Here is an 18988-nt window from a genome sequence, read left to right as displayed (position 1 = left end):
CCCGAGGATGACGCCATGATCGATAACGTAAAAACTCAGAAAACCCGCGACCCATGGCCCATGATCACCTTACTTGTGGTCATCGTCGCTGCTATTGCCATCGCATGGACCTACTACACCCTGAGCAGCCGTGTGCCGCCGCTTCCCAAGCAGCCCTTCTGGACCGGCGGCAAGGACATGCAATGGAACGGGGACATCCGTTTCGAAAAAACCGGCTTCAGCGAAATGAACGTGCAGTTGGTCCTGGGCAGTACCCTGCATTTCTCCAATCCAACCAGTCAGCCGCTCGACCTCGCCATCGTCACATGGCAAGGCGAGAAGGCTGCGACGCTGAAGATCCCGGCCGGAGGAAGCGCCGACTGGAAGCCCACGCAGGACGGCATCTATGAGTATTACGACGCGCAAGCCACACAGTTCGGAACCTTCCACGTGCCCGGCTCCGGTTCGGCCCAGGTACAGCAGGTGGTCGCGGCCAAGGGCGCGCCAAACTTTCCTGCCCCGGCCTACGGCGTGGTTGCAGTGACCGACGCGACCGGAGGCGGCGTACCGCTGAGCGCCAAACCCGACATGACCGTGCCGGGCGGTACCATGACCTACGTACCCTTCGTGCTGGTGGTCAAGGCGGGACAGACGATCCACCTGACCGACAACGACGGCATGGACCACTCGTTCTATCCCGGCGACTACCCGGTGATGTTCGACGACCATGGCCAGATCCGCTTCTACCACGACGCCTTCCGCGGCATCACCATGCACAAGAACGGCGGCAAGGCCGAGATCACGTTCTACCGCCCCGGCCTGCACCACATCCTGTGCACCATCCATTCCTACCCGTGGCGCCACACCTACCGCTCGCATCACTTCTACGGTGGGTTTCCCTACGTGATGGACGCCATCATCCTGGTGGAGCCGGCAGCATGAACACGGAATGCCAACGCCCCTTGATGTATCGCCTGCTGCATTGGCTCATGGCTGCACTGGTCTTCGCCCAGCTGACGGACGGCTGGCTGTTCGTACATGATCAGGCCTTGCTGGGCGCGAAGGCCTTCGCCATGGGCGTGCATGCCAGCCTGGGCGCACTCACCTTGCTGTGCGCACTCACGCTCGCGATCTGGTGGATCATCCGCCGCGGCTGGCGAGTGACGCTACAACGGGACGCCGGGACCTGGATGGCGCCGGCCGCCGTCGGCATGCACGCCACCCTGCTCGTCCTGATCGGCGTTGAAGGTGCGCTGGGCTTCTCCGGGCTGACCCTGGTCGGCAGCCCCGTGCAGGTATTCGGGTTGAACCTGCCAGCCTTTGCCGGCCCGCACATCGGTCTGGGGCTGGCCCTGCTTGCCTGGGAACGCAACCTAGGGCTGCTGCTTGGCTCGCTGGTCATTGGCCATGCAGCCGCCGCGCTCTACCACCGCTTCCGCCTGCACGATCATGTGCTTGGCGCAATGGGTCTGAGCACGCCGCTACGACAGCATCGACCTCAGTGACGCGCGAGCCAGGCCGCACCGGCGAGCAGGCACAGCGGCAATACATAGCCCGCGAGCCCAGCCCAGGGGCTGTGCAGCAGCGGCCAGCTCACGGCCAGGCTGGCGCCGACCACGGTCAGGGTGCGCCAGTCGCCGAACAGGGTCTTGAACAGGGCCTTCATGCGGCACCTCCGACGGCGGTCGGGTCGCGGCGCAGCAGGCGGGTGAGCAGCCACCCGCCGCCCAGGTAGAAGGCCACCAGCAGCAGCAGGCTGGCATCGCCCAGCGGCCACGCGTAGCCCAGCGACTCCAGGGTCCAGAAGCTGCCGAAGGCGGTGATCATGCCGCCGACCACGAACTTCATGGTGTTCTCGGGCACGCGGCGCAGAGGCCGGTGGATGAACAGGCCGAGCAGTGCCACGCCGAGCAGCGCGACCACGGCTGCAGCGGCGGCGAGCAGGGTGCGGTGCGTCGGCGCGCCGAGCGCGACCACGATCAGCCAAACCTCCAGCCCCTCCAGCAGCACTGCCTTGAAGGCCACCAGCCAGGCGCCGCGCGGGCTGTCCTCGGCCAGCTTCGTCTGCGCCTTGGCGAAGGCCTTGTCCTCGTCGTGCAGCGCCTTGAGCCCGGCGCCGCGGGCGATCGCCTTGCCCAGCCAGCGAATGCCAAACAGCAGCAGAAACACCCCGATCACACCCTGCAGCCAGGGCAGTTCCAGCCCCGCGTGCAAAGCGCCGCCGGTCACCGCGGTCATCGCCGTCAGCAGCAGCAGTGCCGCCGCCGCCGCGCCGAGAGCGCTGCGCCAGCCAATGCTCAGGGCCACCGCGAGCACGATGGTAAAGGCTTCCACCCATTCGACCGTGGCGGCCAGCCAGGTGGCAATGACAACTCCCCAGAACGACATGATTTCTCCTTGCGTGTTTTTCGTATCAATCGGTAGTTCGACGAGCCAGTGCGGGCGCAAAGATGAAGGCCTGCTCCGGCTCGATGCGCAACCGCGCCTGCGCCGACGGCGGCGCGTCCTCCAGGCTGACCAGCGGCTGATCCACGCCGGGCACGCGCCAGTAGACGCGGTAGCGACCCGCCTCGAACACGGCATGCAAGCACTCTGCCGGCAGCCCGTCGGCCGCGCCGTTGGCACGCACGCCCTGCGGTCGCACGTACAGCGCGCCATGGCCGTTGAGCCCGGACTGGCGATGGTGTGCCGCCACATCGACTCCGGCCAGCACGATGCCGGGCCCGCGCAGATCGCCCTCGAAGCCGCCCTGGGCGCCGGTGAAACGCGCCACACCGGGCGTGGCCGGTGCACGGTACAGCGCCTCCGGCGTGTCGAACTGCACCAGCCGGCCGCCTTCGAGCACGGCCACCCGGTCGGCCAGCCGCCAGGCGTCCGCCGGATCGTGGCTGACGAATAGCGCGGCGACCCCGGCCTCGCGCACCACCCGGCGGATCTCCATCCGCAACTGGTCGCGGGTGTCCACGTCCAGACTGGACAACGGTTCGTCGAGCAGCAGCAGCCGCGGGCGCACCGCCAGCGCGCGGGCCAGGCCGACGCGCTGCTGCTGGCCGCCGGAAAGCTGATGCGGACGCTTGCCGGCGGCATGCGCCACACCGACGCTTTCGAGCAGCTCGCGGGCACGTTCCTCGCGCCGCTTTTCCCCGCGCGGGATGGCGGCGGTCACGTTCTCGAGGCAGCTCAGATGCGGCCATAGCGCGTATTCCTGGAACACCATGCCGAGACCGCGGCGTTCGGGCACGACGAAGCGGCGCTCGGCCGGAGCGTCCACGCAATTGCCGTCGATCTCGATGCGCCCCGCGTCGGCGCGCTCCAGTCCGCCGACCAGGCGCAGCAGCGTGGTCTTGCCCGAACCCGAGGCGCCGATCAGCACGACGAACTCGCCGGGCGCCATATCGAGATTCACGTCGTGCAGCACGGCATGTCCGCCCAGCGACTTGGACAGGCCTTCGATTTTGACCGATGCGTTCATGCGGTACCCCTCCGCGCCCCGACGGGCAGCAGCAGATAGGCGACGCCCCCGGCGAGCGCGACCACGGCGGCGGTCAGCGCGAAGCCGCTGAGCGCGAGCCGCGCCGCGGCGTGGAAATGCAGGGTCTGATTGAGACGGACGATGGCCACGCCCAGCGGTTCGCGACCGGGCGGGTAGAGCAGTTCAGACACCGGAAGCTCGAACAGGATGAAGCCGAAGGCCAGCAGCCAGCCGCGCAGCAGCGGCGCGGCGAGCAGCACGGCCTCGATGTCGAGCACGCGCGCGGCCCACGGCAGGGCGTGCAGGCGCGCGGCCTCGCCGAGACGACGGTCGATCTGCGCCACCGGCGACTGCAGCAGGCGCGTGAGCATGGGTGCGTAACCCGCGGTGTAGCCGAGGATCAGCAGCAGCGAGGTGCCGTAGAGCGGCAGCCAGGGCGTGTTGAAGGCCATCAGGTAGGCCGCGCCGAGCACCAGCCCCGGAATCGCCATGTTGCTCAGGGTGAACAGCTCGATGCCCACCGCCAGTCCCTGCCCGCTGCGGTTGGACGCGCGCGCCAGGGTCACGGCCAGGGCCAGACTCGCGGTTGCCGCGAGCACGGCGAAACCGGTGGAGTTGAACAGACTGGCGTAGTCGCCAGCCCAGTCGTGTCCGGCGAGCGCCGAGGCAACCAGGGCGAAACCCGGCGTCAGCAGGCCCAGCCCCCACAACACTCCGGCCAGGAGCAGGATCGCCCCGTGCAGGACACGTCCCGGCGGTGGCGGCGCGGCATGCCGCGCGCGCCCGTGCACCAGCACCGCGCTGTGGCGGTGATGCAGGGAAAGGTGCAGCAGCGCGCCACCGGCGGCCATCGCCACCACCACCCAGCTCAGCCGCGCGGCGCCAGCGAAGTCGAGCGGCGAGGTGCTCAGGTGTTCGTAGATCGCGTAGGTCAGGATGGGCATGCGCAGATGTGCGCCGAGCGTGGCCGGGATGCCGAACTCCTGCACGCTCTCGATGAAGGCGATGACGAAGCCGGCGGCCGCGGCCGGCAGCGCCAGGCGCAGGGTCAGACCTGCCCGCCGGGCAAGCGACAGGGCATGCACGCGCATCGCCTCCTCCAGCTCGCGACCCATGCCCGCCCAGGTCGGGCGCACCACGAAGGCGCAGAACGGCAGGGCCTTGAGCGCGAGCAGGGCGACGATGCCGAACGGGCTGAAGAACAGCGCCGCAGCCAGGCCATGCCGCAAACCCGGTTCACGAAACACGATCTGCCAGCCGGTGGTGAGCAGGTAGCTCGGGGCCAGGAAGATCAGCCACAGCGCGGACGTCATGGCGTGGTTCAGCGGCGAAGCGCGCCGCTCCAGCAGCCACGCGATGGCCGCGCCGAGCGGCGCCGCGATGCAGGCCGCGCCCAGCGCGAGCAGCGCGGTGTTGCGCACGGCCACCAGCAGGCCGTTCAGCCACCCGTGATCCGACGCCGATGCGGTCGCGAACGGCAGGGCTAGAAAACGCAGCAGCGGGTAGGCGAAGAACAGCGCCAGCAGCGCGACCAGCAGCAGGCCGGCAATCCGGCGCGACCAGATCGTCGTCACTGACCGAGCACCGTGCGCGTGAACCACTGATTGATGGTCGATTCGAGCGGGCCCCACTGCGACGGCGGCACGCTTTCGAGGTGCAGCGTGGCCGGGTCTGGAATGCGCTTGTCCGCTGGCACGTCGTTGATCACCGGCCAATACAGGCCGTCGGAACCCTTGTCGCTCATCGCCAGCGCCTGTCCCTCGGGGCTCATGACGAAACGGATGAAGGCGGCGGCCGCGCGCTTGGCCGCGGACGACAGATGCGGCGCCTCGATCATCACGCGCGGCAGGATGAAGGCCGGATCGGGCACGCTGACCGCGATGTCGGAACCGGGCTTGTCGGCCAGATAGTAGGCGGCCGAGGACTGCACCATGGCGATCTTGATCTCGCCGCTCTTGAGCGCCGCGAGCGTGGTGCTGTTGGTGCGGTAGACCTGCAGGCCGTTCTGCTTGAGCGCCAGCATGAACTTCTGACCCTGCGGCCAGCCGCCGGCGGTCTGCAGCATGCCCGCAAGCAGCGGATAGGTGGGCCCGGAAACGGCCGGATTGTTCATGCCCACCGCGTTGCGGTAGGCCGGGGTCAGCAGGCCCTGCCAGTTCGCCGGCGGGGCGAGGCCGTCGCGGCGGTAGGCGAACACGCCGGACAGGGTGTAGCCGGTGGGCACGTAGGCGCCGTTGCTCGGCAGCAGCTTGCGGCCTTCGCTGTTCCACGACACCTTCGGCAGGACGCCCTCGGCCACCAGACCGGCCTTGTCGAGGCCGGCGGCGGCAGTGGCACCGTCGAACCAGGCCAGCGTCCACTGCGGACGGGCGGCCTCGGCGGAAACGCGCGCGATCAACGGCCCGGTGGAGGTGGTGATCACGGTGACCTGAATGCCGGTCTTCTTGGTGAAGGCCCTGGCCACCGCGGGACCGTAGTCCACGGCGTTGTACAACACCAGAGTCTGGCGGGACTGCGGCCAGAGTATCCACACGGCGGCCGCCACCACGGCCACGACCACGATCAGCACCAACTTGCGCATGCCTTGTACCTCTTCATCGCTTCACGACGCACATCGCGCCAAATTCTGCTGCCTCCGTATCCGCCGCACCCGCGGCCGGAACGGAATGCCGCCGACGCGCACGCGTCGACGGCGATGATTCGCTTTGGGCCGATCTTCCCTGACGCCCCTCAAAAAGAACGGGACACATCCCTGTGCCCCAATGGAGTCATGCTTCTTCTGTCGAAGTCAGAACTTGCTGGAAACGCTCACCTCGAGGCTGCGCGAGGCCAATGTCCAGTACAGCGGGGTGTTGGCCCCGCCGGTGTAGCCGGCCAGGTTGATGATGGTCTTCTTGTCCAGCAGATTGTCGACCTTCAGGCTGACATCGACCGGATGCGCAAGACCGGCATTCAGCTTGTAGCCCAGTGCCAAGCTGGCCACCGAGTAGGCGTTGATCGGCTGGGTTTCGCCGGTGTCGCCATAGCTCGAACCCACGTACTTGTCGAGCAGCGAACCGTAGGCCGGACCGCGGTTGTAGATCACGCCGATCACGGCCGTGGCCTTAGGTGCATTGGGCACCCACTGGTGGGTGTCCTTGGTCTTGGCGCTGTTGATGCTGCCGTTGACGTAGCCGCTGAAGCCGCTGCCGACGTAGACCGTCGCACTGCCTTCGACACCTTGGTAAATCACGCCGCCCTGGTTGAAGAAGACCTTGTTGCCCGCAATCGTGCGGCTGCCCACCTGGTTGTTGAAGTTGATGTAATAAAAGTCACCGGAAAGCGCGAGCTTGTGGGTCTGGTAAGACGTGCCCACCTGGAAGTTCGTGGTGGTCTCCGGCTTCACGCTGTTGACGCTGGTGCTCGGGTCGGCGGTATAGAACAGGTTCAGGTTAGGTGCCAGATAACCCTCGGCGGCCTGCGCATACGCCGTCCAGTCAGAGGCCAGCTTGTAGTGCAGCGCGATCGACGGAATCGCGCTCGACCAGGTCTTGGAAACCACCACCGGCGCGGTGCTGGGACCCTGGTTGACCGTCGCGTTCAGATCGCGCTTGAACCAGGCGTAGCGCACGCCGGGAGTCAGCGTCATGCGCGGGGTGATGTGCCAGTCCAGTTCGACGTAGGGCTGGGCCGAATCCAGGGTGTCGTACATCAGACGATCGGTCGCGCCGAACGCCCCGGCCTTGCCCGCGCCGATGTTCAGGGCACCGCCCAGGGTCCAGTCGATCTCGTACTGGCTGCGGGTGTTCCACTGATGGTCGTACCAGAAGCCGTACTTGAGGTCGCCGATGGCGATGGGCTGCACCACGCGCAGCAGATCCCCGACGCTCTGGTAGATCATGGTCATGCGCTGACCAGGTACGTCGTTGGCGTACTGCGTAGTGCCATATTGCGCGTCGAGCGCGTTGCCGATGTTCGTACCGTTGGGCGTCTCGCCGTTCGGGTCGGCGCCGTTGTAACCGTGGTGATTGTAGCCGTAGGTATACAGCTTGTTGTCCAGGCGGATGCCGTTCGAGAACCGGGTCTTGAGGCCGATGTAGGCCATGTTGGTCTCGATGTCGTCGTAATTGTAGCCGTAGTAGTTCTGCTGGGTTGGGTCGTTGCTCAGGCCGTAGTTCCAGCCGTACTTCTGAATCTCCGCCATGGTGGCGCCGATCGGCACGTTCTGGTGGATCTTGTTGAACATCGCCACGAAGCTCAGCATGGTGTGGTCGTTGATCGGACGCAGCACCTTGAAGAAGTAGTTCTGACGCTTCAGTGCGGAGTAGGTGAGGTAGCCATCGCTCGACAGGTTCTGGATGTCGAGGAAGGCGCGGGTGTCGTGATAGTTCTGCATGTTGCCGGTGTCGAACTGCACGCCCTCGACCTGGGTGTTGAAACTGCCGCCGGCGAGCGTGGCGGTGATTCCCGGCGTCATGCTGGGGTTCTTGGTGAGGATCGCGATGGTGCCGCCGAAGGTGGCGTCGCCGATCGTGCTCGCCGAACCCGGGCCGCGGTCGACGTCGATCTGACCGATGTCATTGGCCATCAGATAGCTGGTCGAATGGTGGGTGAAATCGTTGGAATCGCCCCAGGGAATGCCGTCGATCCACAGGTTGTACTGGCCGTTCTGCAGGCCGCGCATGCTCAGGAACTGGGTTTCCATCAGGCCGGGACCGTTGGGATCGGTGGTCGCCACGCTCGGCGACACCTGCACGATGGAGCTGTAGTTCTCGCTCAGCTGGACGTTGTGCTTGATGTAGTGCCGGGAAATCACCGCGGTGGGCTGAGTGGCCTTCAGCGGGGCCTTGCTCGGTGCCTGGTGCACGGCGGACTTCTGCTGTTCCTTGGAACTGCCGTTGGTCGCGCTCACCGTACCCAGGTTGAGCGGGCCGGCCTGCGCTACGGACAGTCCGCCGCCCAGGCAAAGGCCGCCGACGGCGGCAAGGTGGATCATGTGGGCCAAGTGTTTGCGTCGTAACTTCATGAGTTGCGCTCCTGTAATCAAGTCGATGCGGGTGAAGACGGGTGCGCAAGTCTCTGAACCGTCGTAGGCGCAAACCTGACAGGAACCTTTACAAAAATTAACTTGTCTTATCTCTGAGTTAGGATTCATCGACTTAGCAGCTTATTGCGCGTCGATGAATTATTTGTGCACGTTTCGTTTCAGGTGAGGCATGAATTGGATCCTGGTAGCCGGTTCCGACCACCGTACCGAAGCCTTTGCCGCCCGGCTGCGACAGGAGGACTTCCGCATCAGCCGCGCAACGGCGGAACGTCAGGCCCTGGACGCGCTGGCCGCGCGTCACCACGACGGCGCGGTGATTCTGTCCTGGCCGCAGATGGCGCTGCAGGGCTTCGCCACCGCCGCACGCCGCCTGCTCGATGCGCGCGGCTTCGCGCTGCCGCCCCTGCTCACGCTGAGCGACGGCAAACTGCCATCGCCTCTGACCGGCGCCCTGCCGGTGTTTGCACACGACACGGACACCGACGACGCCACGCTGCTGGCGCATCTGCGCGCCGTGCTGCGGCGCACGCAGGGCTACCCGCGACACCACCGTTTCGGCGCACTGGGCCTCGACCCGGGACGCGGTCGCGCCAGTCTCGAAGGCCGGCCCCTGACCCTGAGACCTACCGAATTCAACCTGCTCGGCCTGCTCATCGAAGCACAGGGAAGCCCGCTGCCCGCGGTGGCACTGGCCGACCGGCTGTGGCCCGACAAGCCCTATCGTCGCGAACGGCTGGCCGTGCACCTGCACAACCTGCGACGCCGCCTCGGCGGTCGCCGCGCTGCCGTACGCATCCAGCGCGTCGACGACCGGGGCTATGCCCTGAGTATCCGCCGTACCCCGTCCGTCAATGGAATCCTCCATGCAACTGCTCCTGCTCTCTGAACCCAATCAACCCGCAGCGCGGCTGCAAACCTCACTACGCAGCCGTAGCGAGTCGGTGCACGAATTTCCCTGGCCACAGGCCGATGACGGGACCGAATGGCCAGCTACGGAGGCGGCCATCCTGTGTGGACGCGACGACCGCGTGGTCGCCTGCGTCGCCACCACGCGCGCGCGCATCGGCAAGGCGGCACTGGTCGTGGTCGCGCCACTCAGCCATGCAGGACGGCTAGCCGCCCTGGAGCATGGCGCCGACGACTGCCTACCCGACGATGTGCATGGCCAGCAGCTGCACCAGCGCCTGCTCGCCCTGCAGGCGGTGTCGCCGACGGCGCTGCACGACGGCCACTGCGTGGTCGGCGACCTGCGCGTCGGCCTATCCTCCGTCGACGTGTGGCGCGACGGGCGCCATCTGAACCTCGGCGTGCGCGAATACCAACTGCTGCGCCTGCTCGCACTCAACGCCGACCGTACGATCAGCCGTGGCGAGCTGGTCGAACGCGTGTGGGGCACCGAAGCCGACCCCAACGACAATGTGCTCGATGTCTACGTCCACCGCCTGCGCGGCAAGATGGACAAACCTTTCCCCAAGCCTCTGATCCAGACCGTACGCGGCATCGGCTACCGCCTGGCGGACGACTGAATCGCGTATCTGATTAACGCTTCCCGCAAAGAACACGGGTCGCGCGCACTGCGCGACCCGTGAATCCCCGTCTTCACGGAGTCATGGCCTAGAAACTGTAATTGGCCGACACGTACCACTCGCTCGGCGCACCCGGATCGGCCAGGATCGCACCGGCGCTGTTGCCGCCGAAGTAACCGCCGCTGGTGATGTACTCGATCGGGTTGTACCGGGTGTCAAGCACATTGTTCACCCCGAGGGTCAGCTTCACGCCGTGCAGATAGGGCACATAGTGATTGAACGCGACCGTGGTCACGTCGAGCGCGACGTTGAGCACGTTGAAGGCGGGCATGGTCTGACGCGTCGGCGCGCCGGTGACGTTGCTGAACAGGTACTGGGTGCCGGTGTACTGGTCCCACAGACGCGGTTCGAGGATGAAGCCGCTCTGGTAGAACTTGCCGTCGACGCCCAGCGTGGCGGTGACCTTCGGATTGTAAGACACCGGGTAGCCAGAGAAGGATTGGTTGCTGCCGTTCACCGGCACCACGTAGCGGGTGTAGTGCGCGTGCTGGAAGGCGAGGTTGCCGAAGGCGCCCAACTCGGAGTGCGTCTGCGCGGTAAACGCCAGATCCACGCCCTGGTACACCGCACTCGCCGAGGCGAACTTGGACAGCGTGATGTTGGTCAGGTAGGTCGCCACCGTCTCGTTGTTGAGCTTGTCCTGATACAGCGCCAGGTTGAAGTCCAGCGCGCGCAGCCAGCCCAAGTCGTGGAACATGAACTTGGCACCGGCCTCGTAGTCGGTGCTGCGGATCGGCTTGAGCACGCCTAGGTTGGTGGTGCTGTTATACGCACCGAAGGTGTTGTCGGTCGGATTCTGGTAGCTGACCGAATAGTTGGCGTAGTACGAGGACCAGTGCGTCGCCTGCAGACGCAACCCCAGCGAGGGCTCGACGCGGTAGAAGGTGCGCGAGGAATCCTGCGCGCTGGTCACGTTCTGCGCCGTGGTGTTGGCCGCCGCCTGCGGGAAATCGGCGTTACCGCTGTTGTAGAACTGCGTCTGGTACTCCACTGCGGCCAGCCCCGGAGTGACCGAGAAACCGTGAAGGGGCTCGATGCGGTCCTGCAGGAAGGCGCTCAGATAAGTGTTGTAGAGGTAGTCGCTGTTGTACTGGATGCTGGGTGCGTTGTAGTCGATCCACGGCCCGTAGGTGGTGCCGGTGGTCGGATCGTAGCCCACGTCGTAGCCCACGTAGGGTGTGCGGTACTTCTGCTGGATCCAGTAACCGCCGAACTTCACCGTGTTGTACGGTAGATGCCAGCTCAGCCAGAGTTTGTTGCCGAAGGTGTTCGATGTCGGGAAATAGTATTCCGCGTTCGGGAAGTTGCCGGGCAGCGGCAGATACTGATTGACGCGCGCGTGGATGCGGTGACCGTGGCGGTACCACATCAGCGCGTGCAGACGCAGGTTACGCTCCAGTGCCAGGCTAAGCTTGGTGTAGAGCATCCAGTCGCGCACGGTGAGCTGCTTGTGCCACGCAGCGTACGGTAACGAGGCGTAGTAGCCGCTGGTGGGCTGGCTGTACAACGGCGCGTTGGCGTTCAGACCTTCGGTGGTCACACCGGGAATCGGCTTGAGCGGAATGAAGTTGGGGCGCCACTCCTCGGTGTTGTCCCAGTAGCCGCCAACCGACCACACGCCCGTGGAAAACGCCTTGCGGATATTGCCATAGTAGGCGTACGAACGGCTCGGCGCCTTGAACGAACCGCTGCGGAAGGTGTTGTTCTTGGTGTAACCGCCGGCCAGCACCGCGGACCAGCCGTCATGCTCGCCCGAATCGAGCGACAGATTCACGCCGTGCGTGCCATAGCTGCCCCAGAAGGTACCAAGATCGGCCTTGGCGTGCTTGCTCGGCTGCAACGGCACGAAATTGATGGTGCCACCCAGGCTGTCGAACCAGCGGCTCGCCGGATTGCCGGGTCCGTAGATGAAGTTGATGCCGTCGATCATCGACAGGATCGGAATTTCGTTGGAGTCCCACTGGCCGTTGTGCGCGATGAGGTCGTTCATTGGCACCCCGTCGAACAGCACGGTAATGCCGTTGCGCTCCACGTCGCCGTTGACGCTGGACCAGCCGACCTTCATGCCGCGCATGGTGACCTCGTAGCGTGCGGTACCGCTGCTGCCGCCGTAGCCGCGCACGGTGACGCCAGGTGCCAGGCTCAGGGCCTGCGCGGAGCCACCGGTCGGGCCGACTGCCTTGATCTGATGCTTGGTGACTACCTGCCGCGTCTCGTCGGACTGGAATATCCTCTTCGGCGTCAGCACGCCTCCGGTTTTCGTCGCCTTCGCGTTGGCCGTCACATCGCCCAGGTTGATCGCCTGATGCGTCTTGTCCTTGGCCGATACCGTTTCGCTACCGGCGGCCATCGCGATACCCGGCGCCACGATGCCGACCAGCACCATCGCATGCCCCGCATGCCGCACTAGCCGTGTGAACCGAACCGCCTTCGGGTTCCCACCTCTCATGAACATTCTCCTCCACAACGAGATCGTTTTCGGAAGTGGGGGCGGTCGTCGCCGCCCCTCACCACGTCGCCTGCGCTCCGAGCTGAGCGAGGCGGGCAGAGTCTGCGCAGGCGGCGACGTCCAAACCTTGCGGAATTCTTAAACCCGATTGCACGCGAATCCACACACATCTGATTCACAAGTAAAAAACAGGGTTTATGACAAATCGTGAATTTTCGGTGTAGAAAATATGACCCGCTCATGCGGGCGCGCCCATCGAAACGCGCCCGCATGACAGGGATCAGAAACGCGCCTCCACGCTCGCGTAATAGGCGCGGGGAGCACCGGGCTCGGCGAGCAGCTGGCCGGCGACACCGTAGTAACCGCCGCCCGAGATGTACTCGTAGGCGTTGTACTTCTTGTCCAGCAGGTTGGTGACGTCGAAGCTCAGCGTCAGCCCCTGCATGCCGGCAAAGGCAACCTGACGGCCGAGCGCGATCTTGAGACCCGCGTTCCACAGGCCGAAGGCAGGCAGCTTCTGTGTGGTCGGCGCGCCGGTATTGTTGTTGTATATGTACTGCGCACCGGTGTAGTTCCACCACAACCGCGGCTTGAACACCACGCCGTCGCGATAGAACTCGTCGAACACGCCCGCATTGACCGTGTGATCGGGCGTATTGGAGATCGGCTTGCCGTTGTACGAGCCGTGACTCGGGCTGACATAGTTCGAATAGATCGCGCGCTCGACGCTGAGGTTGGCGAACAGATGCAAGCTGTAGATAGGGTTGTCGACGAAAGACAGGTTGACGCCACTGAAGGTCGACGAGCCCGAGGCGAATAGACTGTAGGCGTGACTCACCACCGGAATCGGAATGATCTCGTTGCTGTCGTCGAGGTGATAGTAATTCACGCTCAGCAAGGCGTTGCGCAGATAGCCGTCATGCGGGAGATAGGCCTTGAGACCGATCTGATACTGGGTCGACTTCTGCGGTTTGAGTGTGGATACCAGGAAATGCGCATAGGTCCCGGTGGCACCCGCCGGCGAGCGGTAGCCGGTCGCATAGTTGGCATACAGCGCGATTTTCTTGGTGACCTTCCAGTTGGCACCGATCGAGGGTTCGACCTCGGTAAAACTGGTTTCCGAATTGGGCTGGGTATCACCATTATTGCCGATCGAATACTGCACATTGATCGGGAACGCGGCTGCGGCGTTGTTGACGAAATTCGACTTGAAATTCACCACGCGAATACCGGGTGTGATGCGGAAATTATCGGTCGCCTGGAAATCGTCCTGCACAAAGGCGGCAAGATCGGTTTCGTAGAGATATGAGCTATGAAAATGATGCGGCAGTGACAGGCTGTGATAAACCGTCTGCCCATTCACAGTGGCCGTCAGCGAAGGATTGTAGAAATCCAGCAAAGAATAATATTGGTTGTTGACTACATAGCCACCTACCGAAATTTCGTTCCGGTAGGGGAGCGAAAAACTCAGATACAGCTTGTCGCCATAGGTATGGCTGGTTGCGTTGTAATATTGATAAAGCACGCTGGGAGATTGCCCCAGGTTGTTGTAATGCAGATGAATGCGGTTGCCGTAACGATAGAACAGGAGGTTGTGCAGGGCCACGTGCTCGGTCAATGCATCCTCGAATTTAGAATAAATCAGGGTCGTATTGACGAATGCCCGCTTCCAGTACGTGGATTTTGGCAATGAGGTGTAATATCCGGTCGTCGACTGGCTGTAGACCGGACCCGGAATAGGATTACCGGTATACGGATTGACGCCATAGATCGTAACATTGGCGTTTGGACTCACGGGTATCGGTACTGGACGGTACGCAACTGAATGCGAGGTATAGGCCCCTATGCTGAAATGCCCGCCGGAAAAATCCTTGCGCGTCTTGAAATAATAAGCGTAATTGTTCGCGGGATTATTGAAACCGTAACCCTTCACGAAATTCCCGCTGCTGCCGACACCGCCGGCCACCACGGTGGACCAGCCGTCAATATCACCCGACTGCGCGCTGAAATTCGCGCCCTGGGTGTCGAAGCTCCCGGCAAACATGCCAATCTTTAGACCGGCCTTGGCACGCGGTTGGATTGGCACGAAATTAACCGAGCCGCCGATATTGTCGTACCAGCGATTCACCGGATATCCCGGGCCGTAGGTCACCGCGATACCCTGGAACATTGATACCTGCGGTACTTCCGATGCCTGCCACACACCATAGGCTGGATCGATCATCGGCACGCCGTCGAAGGTCACCATCACCATACCGTCGTTGGCATTGCCGCCGATATTGCCCCAGCCCGTCTTCATGCCGTTGATGCTGATGCTGGCGCGAGGCGCTCCGCTGGGCCCGTCGTTAAGCACGTTCACGCCCGGTGCCTGCTCAAGCGCCTGCCCCGCACCCATGGCCGGGCCAACCGTGTCCAATTCCTTCTTTCCGATTACCTTGACCGACTGGGTCGATTCGAAAATATGTTTTTTGGTCGGTATCCCACCCAGGGTGTCCAGTGGATTCAATTCTTTCGTGACCACACCTACGTTGAACGTCTTCGTGGCATCGCCCCGGGATGCCGATATTTTCGTTTGCTTGTCGGACTTTACCGTCTGCGCATAAACAAGATTAGGCAGGGTTATTGCCACACCTGCCGCAGCGAATGCCGCCGCAAGCGGATGCAACTGAAATCTTTTCGAACGCATTGAACACTCCCTCGCAAGCACGATCGATGATCGCCATGTCGCATCGACATGTGGCCAAGCCGTTGAAATTGCCGGCATGTGACGATGGCAATCCCTGATCTATCAATCGTTTATATGAATGAATCGAAACATTTACCGAGACGATCGGTCATAGCGACTCGTGACCGGCATGCGGAGTCTGCGTAAACGTCCTGAGAGAGGTCTTTCATTTACCTGAAACCATTTTTCAGAAACAAAAATTTTTTCTTGCAAAAACAATCTGTTAGTATTTTTGTTAAAACTCCGTGAAACTTGCGTTAAATTTCCATGAAGGTATCTACCATGCGATGGATTTTGATATCTGGAGAATACGAGCAGGCATTTTCTCTGCGACGACTGCTCACGCAGGATGGCTTCAGAGTCGCTTATGCCAGAAATTTAGAACAAACTGAGGAATTGCTATCTACCAGAGATTTTTCCGTCATTATCATGCGCGGTTATTCTCACGATGCGTTTTCTCAGTGGCTGCACGATATCGAATTGATTCTCCCTGTGCCGCACAAATGCCCGCCGATCCTGTTGATGCATTCAGCGGAACGATGCAACGAAATACACACCGACTGGGCGCCTGTCTTTTGTACGCACGATCAAACGACAGGCGAGGAAATACTGCTGCGCATTCGCGCGCTGCTAAGACGCGCCTCGGGCTATCCGAATCACCGATATATCGGGCCACTGGGCCTCGACCCGCTCACCCACCGCGCCTACCTCAACGGCTGGCCCATCGCTCTGCGGGCCAAGGAAATCGAATTGCTGCAGGCCCTGCACGATCGCAACACGCGAGCCGTTTCCTATGAACGGTTGGAGGCCGTGGTGTGGATGGGCAAGCCGAATGCACGCGCACGGCTTGCCTCGCAGATCCGCAATCTGCGCGCATCTCTGGAGCGCCAGGGCGTGCCGATCACGATCCGCAACGTCAAGGGTTATGGTTACCGGCTGGTGCAGGCCGTGCCACAACGCAACGGCTCGATGCAGTCCACCCAGACAGGAGCACGCCTGGCCGTACGCAGAGGCGCGGCCTGACGCAGCCATGCTTCGACTTGGAGCTAGCCTTCGCTGGACACTCGGCGCACGAACTCGAGCAGTAGCGCATCCAGCACGTCGGCCTCGTGCTGAAACTCACCGATAGCGGTGACCAACGCATCCGCGTCTTCTCCATACCAGGCGCCGATCGCCTCATCGGCCTTGCGATGCAGCGCGGTGTGCTGCCGCTGTAAGGCGGCGAAGCCCGGTTGTTCTGCGTGCCGATTGTCCGCCTCCGTCAGCCACTGACCCAAGGGGCAACCGGTTTCGTCAGGACAATCGTGTGAGCCCAGGTGCGGATGCACCTCGCTGCGCGGCTCAGCTAGCGCGTCTATCAGCGTCATGACGCTGTACCGATGCGCCGTACGGGCCATCAGCAGAGGCAGATCCTCATAGGTCAGGCGCGCCCCCTGTTCGACCCGGGTCCACTGTACAGGCGGTCGCCAACGCGACTCCCAGGTCGGCAATGCCTCCGGCGCCATCGGCCGGCTGATCAGATACCCCTGGGCGACGCGGCAACCGAGCTGCAGCAGCAACTCCCCCTGCTGCACCGTCTCCACACCTTCCGCAACCACATCCAGGCTGAGCAGGCGCGCCGAGGTCAACGTCCCTGCGATGATGGCCAGCGCTCTCGGCTCGGTGAGCAGATGGCCAACGAAGTGCTGATCGAGCTTGATCTGATTGGCAGGTAGTTCCTGGAGGTAGGTCAGGGAAGCATGCCCGGTACCATAATCATCTAGCGCCACGGCCAGCCCACGTGTGCGGCAGGCCATCAATGCCGTGCGCGTTTTCTCAAGATCACGCAGCGCCGCCTGCTCGGTGACCTCGATCTGCAACCAGCTCGCCACCCCAGGGTAGCGCTGCAAGATTTCGTCGATGTCCTCAACGAAACCGGAATCCAGCAGGTGTTGCGCGCCAATATTCACGGATACGTACCAATCGTGCCCTTGCTCTCGCCAGAGGCCGATCTGTCGTGCAGCCGCATCAAGCACGTAGCGACCCAGCCCCCGGATCAACTGGGCGCGCTGCTCCACCACATCAATGAAATCCGACGGCATGACCAGGGAACCCTGCCGATTCCAGCGCACCAGTGCTTCGGCTCCCCAGACGACACCCGTGGCCATGTCGACTTTGGGCTGGTAGTGCAGTACGAGTCTGTCGTCGGCCAATGCATCGAGAAACTCCCGCTGCAGTTCGTCGATGCGGTGCAGTTGTTCCTCGCGGTCGCGCTCGAACAGACGGTGTACGCCGCGACCGGCATCCTTGGCCTGATATAGCGCGATGTCGGCGTGACGGATCAGATCCTGGGCATCGACATCGTCCAGGGGGTACACCGTCAAGCCCAGACTGGCCCCCACCCGCACCTGCTCACCCTGGATTGCGAAGCTGCCGTCGAAAGCGCGCCGCACCCGCTCGACCACCACCTCAGCCTCATCAAGGTTGCGCAGATCCGGCAACAGCAACCCGAATTCGTCGCCGCCGAAACGCGCCACCGTATCGCCCTGGCGTAGGGCGCTCTGGATGCGCGTGGCGACCTCGCGCAGCAGTGCGTCTCCGCTTGGATGCCCCATACGGTCGTTGACCGATTTGAAACCGTCGAGATCGATCATGCCGACGCCGAGCAGACGGTCGCGACGCAGATTCTGGACCATGGAATGACGCAGTCGGTCCATGAAGAGGCCACGATTGGGCAGCCCGGTGAGCGGGTCGCGCAGGTGGCTTTCCTTGAGCCCGAGGAGGACCTGGCCCAGCCGGGCGAAGGCCCCGAATGGCGTCAGGTCGATGTGGTCGAAGTACCAGCTGCGGTCGGAGTAGACCACGCCCACACCACGCAGCCCGCCGACACGACCGAAGGGAAATATCGCCACCGCCTCGACGCCCTGTTGGCCCGCGCACCATGCCGGCAGGCCGCCGGACTGGTGTGTGAGCACCTGGAGGCGGTTGTGCTCCAACGCCCGCCACAGCGGATCTTCCGGATCGTAGGTGACCTCGATCGGACTCCACAGCTGTTCACGACCGGCCCCGGCGTAAGCCGTGATCGGCGCATGTGGCTCCTCGATCAGACCGAACCAGACTGCCGGCAGATGGCGCGAACGCATCACCAGTTCGGTACATATACTCCCCAGGACCTCCTCGGGTGCGGCGAGATCCGCCAGCTTGAGCGTGGTTTCGATCAATGCCTGCGAGATCATCGCCCGCTCGGCACCGGTCTCATTGTGGATCGACTCGAAGCCGGCAAACTGCAGCATGATATCGGCGAGAATCACGCGGAATGTCGCCGAACGCAGTCCCGGGCGCTCGGCCTCGGGCAACAAGCCGATGCGTTCCTCCAGATGATCCAGATAAAGGCTGTAGCCACCGGCAACCCAGACCGGCGAGACGTTCTGCGCATAATGCGCCCGTGCGACCCGGCCCACGGAACGTGAGGCGGTTTCAGGCCAGTTCTCGATCAGACCGCGAAAATGAGCCGCCTGGATAGCGGCCAGCTCGTGCAGGCGTTCGTTCCCCATGCTGCCGAACATGGCCGAAGTTTCCGGGTAGGACAGGAGGTAGTCGTAGAAGCGCAGCGCAAGCCGATCGGCATCCGCGGTCAGATGGTTTGTATAGCGTGCGAGCAATCCCAGCGAGGCATCATCCAAGCGGATGAAGCGGCGTACGCGGGCGAGTACGTCGCGCCAGCGTGAATCGTCGTTCGCCATACTCATGCCGCCGCCCACTAGACGCCGAA

The 18988-nt window shown here is 63.3% G+C and carries 14 protein-coding genes; 5 read left to right on the top strand and 9 right to left on the bottom strand.

The window, feature by feature from the left end:
• Positions 1-15 precede the first annotated feature (15 nt).
• Both BJI67_RS01350 and BJI67_RS01345 read left to right on the top strand, forming a co-directional pair.
• Complete coding sequence (locus BJI67_RS01350) at positions 16-921, top strand: cupredoxin domain-containing protein (RefSeq protein ID WP_070071496.1); 906 nt, start codon at positions 16-18, stop codon at positions 919-921.
• Complete coding sequence (locus BJI67_RS01345) at positions 918-1484, top strand: cytochrome b (RefSeq protein ID WP_070071495.1); 567 nt, start codon at positions 918-920, stop codon at positions 1482-1484. Before BJI67_RS01350 ends, BJI67_RS01345 begins: the two co-directional genes overlap by 4 nt.
• Here the strand turns inward: BJI67_RS01345 and BJI67_RS17695 are convergent.
• The 6 genes from BJI67_RS17695 to BJI67_RS01320 form a co-directional block, all read right to left on the bottom strand.
• Positions 1478-1645, bottom strand: a complete 168-nt coding sequence (locus tag BJI67_RS17695; RefSeq protein ID WP_197513227.1) for a hypothetical protein — start codon at positions 1643-1645, stop codon at positions 1478-1480. The two genes, BJI67_RS01345 and BJI67_RS17695, sit on opposite strands and share 7 nt — an antisense overlap.
• Positions 1642-2367, bottom strand: coding sequence for a COG4280 domain-containing protein (locus BJI67_RS01340; RefSeq protein ID WP_070071494.1), 726 nt, complete (start codon positions 2365-2367; stop codon positions 1642-1644). The genes BJI67_RS17695 and BJI67_RS01340 overlap by 4 nt, the downstream gene beginning before the upstream one ends.
• Before the next feature lie 25 nt (positions 2368-2392).
• Entirely contained in the window at positions 2393-3451 is a 1059-nt protein-coding gene (locus tag BJI67_RS01335; RefSeq protein ID WP_070071493.1) for an ABC transporter ATP-binding protein, read from the bottom strand.
• Positions 3448-5025: an ABC transporter permease gene (locus tag BJI67_RS01330; RefSeq protein ID WP_083250524.1), complete on the bottom strand. Its 1578-nt coding sequence runs from the start codon at positions 5023-5025 to the stop codon at positions 3448-3450. The genes BJI67_RS01335 and BJI67_RS01330 overlap by 4 nt, the downstream gene beginning before the upstream one ends.
• Positions 5022-6032, bottom strand: a complete 1011-nt coding sequence (locus BJI67_RS01325) for an ABC transporter substrate-binding protein (protein ID WP_070071492.1) — start codon at positions 6030-6032, stop codon at positions 5022-5024. Before BJI67_RS01325 ends, BJI67_RS01330 begins: the two co-directional genes overlap by 4 nt.
• A gap of 207 nt (positions 6033-6239) precedes the next feature.
• Positions 6240-8456 (bottom strand): TonB-dependent receptor, encoded by a 2217-nt coding sequence (locus BJI67_RS01320; RefSeq protein ID WP_070071491.1) that lies wholly within the window; start codon positions 8454-8456, stop codon positions 6240-6242.
• A gap of 190 nt (positions 8457-8646) precedes the next feature.
• Between BJI67_RS01320 and BJI67_RS01315 the strand changes: the two genes are divergently transcribed.
• Together BJI67_RS01315 and BJI67_RS01310 are read left to right on the top strand one after the other, a co-directional pair.
• The gene (locus tag BJI67_RS01315; RefSeq protein ID WP_070071490.1) at positions 8647-9363 is read left to right on the top strand and encodes a winged helix-turn-helix domain-containing protein; all 717 of its coding nucleotides are present in this window, start codon (positions 8647-8649) and stop codon (positions 9361-9363) included.
• Positions 9341-10003: a winged helix-turn-helix domain-containing protein gene (locus BJI67_RS01310; RefSeq protein ID WP_070071489.1), complete on the top strand. Its 663-nt coding sequence runs from the start codon at positions 9341-9343 to the stop codon at positions 10001-10003. The genes BJI67_RS01315 and BJI67_RS01310 overlap by 23 nt, the downstream gene beginning before the upstream one ends.
• Before the next feature lie 88 nt (positions 10004-10091).
• Here BJI67_RS01310 and BJI67_RS01305 read toward each other — a convergent pair whose 3' ends face one another.
• Positions 10092-12512 carry a TonB-dependent receptor gene (locus tag BJI67_RS01305; RefSeq protein WP_197513225.1) on the bottom strand — a complete coding sequence of 807 codons (2421 nt, stop codon included), beginning with the start codon at positions 12510-12512 and terminating at the stop codon, positions 10092-10094.
• Between the two features lie 280 nt (positions 12513-12792).
• The gene (locus BJI67_RS01300; RefSeq protein ID WP_070071487.1) at positions 12793-15198 is read right to left on the bottom strand and encodes a TonB-dependent receptor; all 2406 of its coding nucleotides are present in this window, start codon (positions 15196-15198) and stop codon (positions 12793-12795) included.
• Between the two features lie 468 nt (positions 15199-15666).
• Between BJI67_RS01300 and BJI67_RS01295 the strand changes: the two genes are divergently transcribed.
• Positions 15667-16260, top strand: a complete 594-nt coding sequence (locus BJI67_RS01295) for a winged helix-turn-helix domain-containing protein (protein ID WP_070071486.1) — start codon at positions 15667-15669, stop codon at positions 16258-16260.
• 23 nt (positions 16261-16283) lie between these two features.
• On the opposite strand, the gene BJI67_RS01290 is transcribed toward BJI67_RS01295, so the two are convergent.
• Positions 16284-18965: an EAL domain-containing protein gene (locus BJI67_RS01290; protein ID WP_083250519.1), complete on the bottom strand. Its 2682-nt coding sequence runs from the start codon at positions 18963-18965 to the stop codon at positions 16284-16286.
• Positions 18966-18988 lie beyond the last annotated feature (23 nt).

Source organism: Acidihalobacter aeolianus, assembly GCF_001753165.1.
GTDB classification, from domain to species: Bacteria; Pseudomonadota; Gammaproteobacteria; order DSM-5130; family Acidihalobacteraceae; genus Acidihalobacter; species Acidihalobacter aeolianus.
Note: the sequence above shows the minus strand (reverse complement) of the source record. Positions and strands in the feature narration are given on the sequence as shown.

Excerpts from the sequence above, each read along its gene's own strand:
- BJI67_RS01345 (WP_070071495.1), top strand. The coding sequence starts at position 918 with ATGAACACGGAATGCCAACGCCCCTTGATGTATCGCCTGCTGCATTGG.
- BJI67_RS01350 (WP_070071496.1), top strand. The coding sequence starts at position 16 with ATGATCGATAACGTAAAAACTCAGAAAACCCGCGACCCATGGCCCATG.
- BJI67_RS01300 (WP_070071487.1), bottom strand. The coding sequence starts at position 15,198 with ATGCGTTCGAAAAGATTTCAGTTGCATCCGCTTGCGGCGGCATTCGCT.
- BJI67_RS01290 (WP_083250519.1), bottom strand. The coding sequence starts at position 18,965 with ATGAGTATGGCGAACGACGATTCACGCTGGCGCGACGTACTCGCCCGC.
- BJI67_RS01310 (WP_070071489.1), top strand. The coding sequence starts at position 9,341 with ATGCAACTGCTCCTGCTCTCTGAACCCAATCAACCCGCAGCGCGGCTG.
- BJI67_RS01340 (WP_070071494.1), bottom strand. The coding sequence starts at position 2,367 with ATGTCGTTCTGGGGAGTTGTCATTGCCACCTGGCTGGCCGCCACGGTC.
- BJI67_RS01325 (WP_070071492.1), bottom strand. The coding sequence starts at position 6,032 with ATGCGCAAGTTGGTGCTGATCGTGGTCGTGGCCGTGGTGGCGGCCGCC.
- BJI67_RS01305 (WP_197513225.1), bottom strand. The coding sequence starts at position 12,512 with ATGAGAGGTGGGAACCCGAAGGCGGTTCGGTTCACACGGCTAGTGCGG.
- BJI67_RS01315 (WP_070071490.1), top strand. The coding sequence starts at position 8,647 with ATGAATTGGATCCTGGTAGCCGGTTCCGACCACCGTACCGAAGCCTTT.
- BJI67_RS01320 (WP_070071491.1), bottom strand. The coding sequence starts at position 8,456 with ATGAAGTTACGACGCAAACACTTGGCCCACATGATCCACCTTGCCGCC.
- BJI67_RS17695 (WP_197513227.1), bottom strand. The coding sequence starts at position 1,645 with ATGAAGGCCCTGTTCAAGACCCTGTTCGGCGACTGGCGCACCCTGACC.
- BJI67_RS01295 (WP_070071486.1), top strand. The coding sequence starts at position 15,667 with ATGCGCGGTTATTCTCACGATGCGTTTTCTCAGTGGCTGCACGATATC.
- BJI67_RS01335 (WP_070071493.1), bottom strand. The coding sequence starts at position 3,451 with ATGAACGCATCGGTCAAAATCGAAGGCCTGTCCAAGTCGCTGGGCGGA.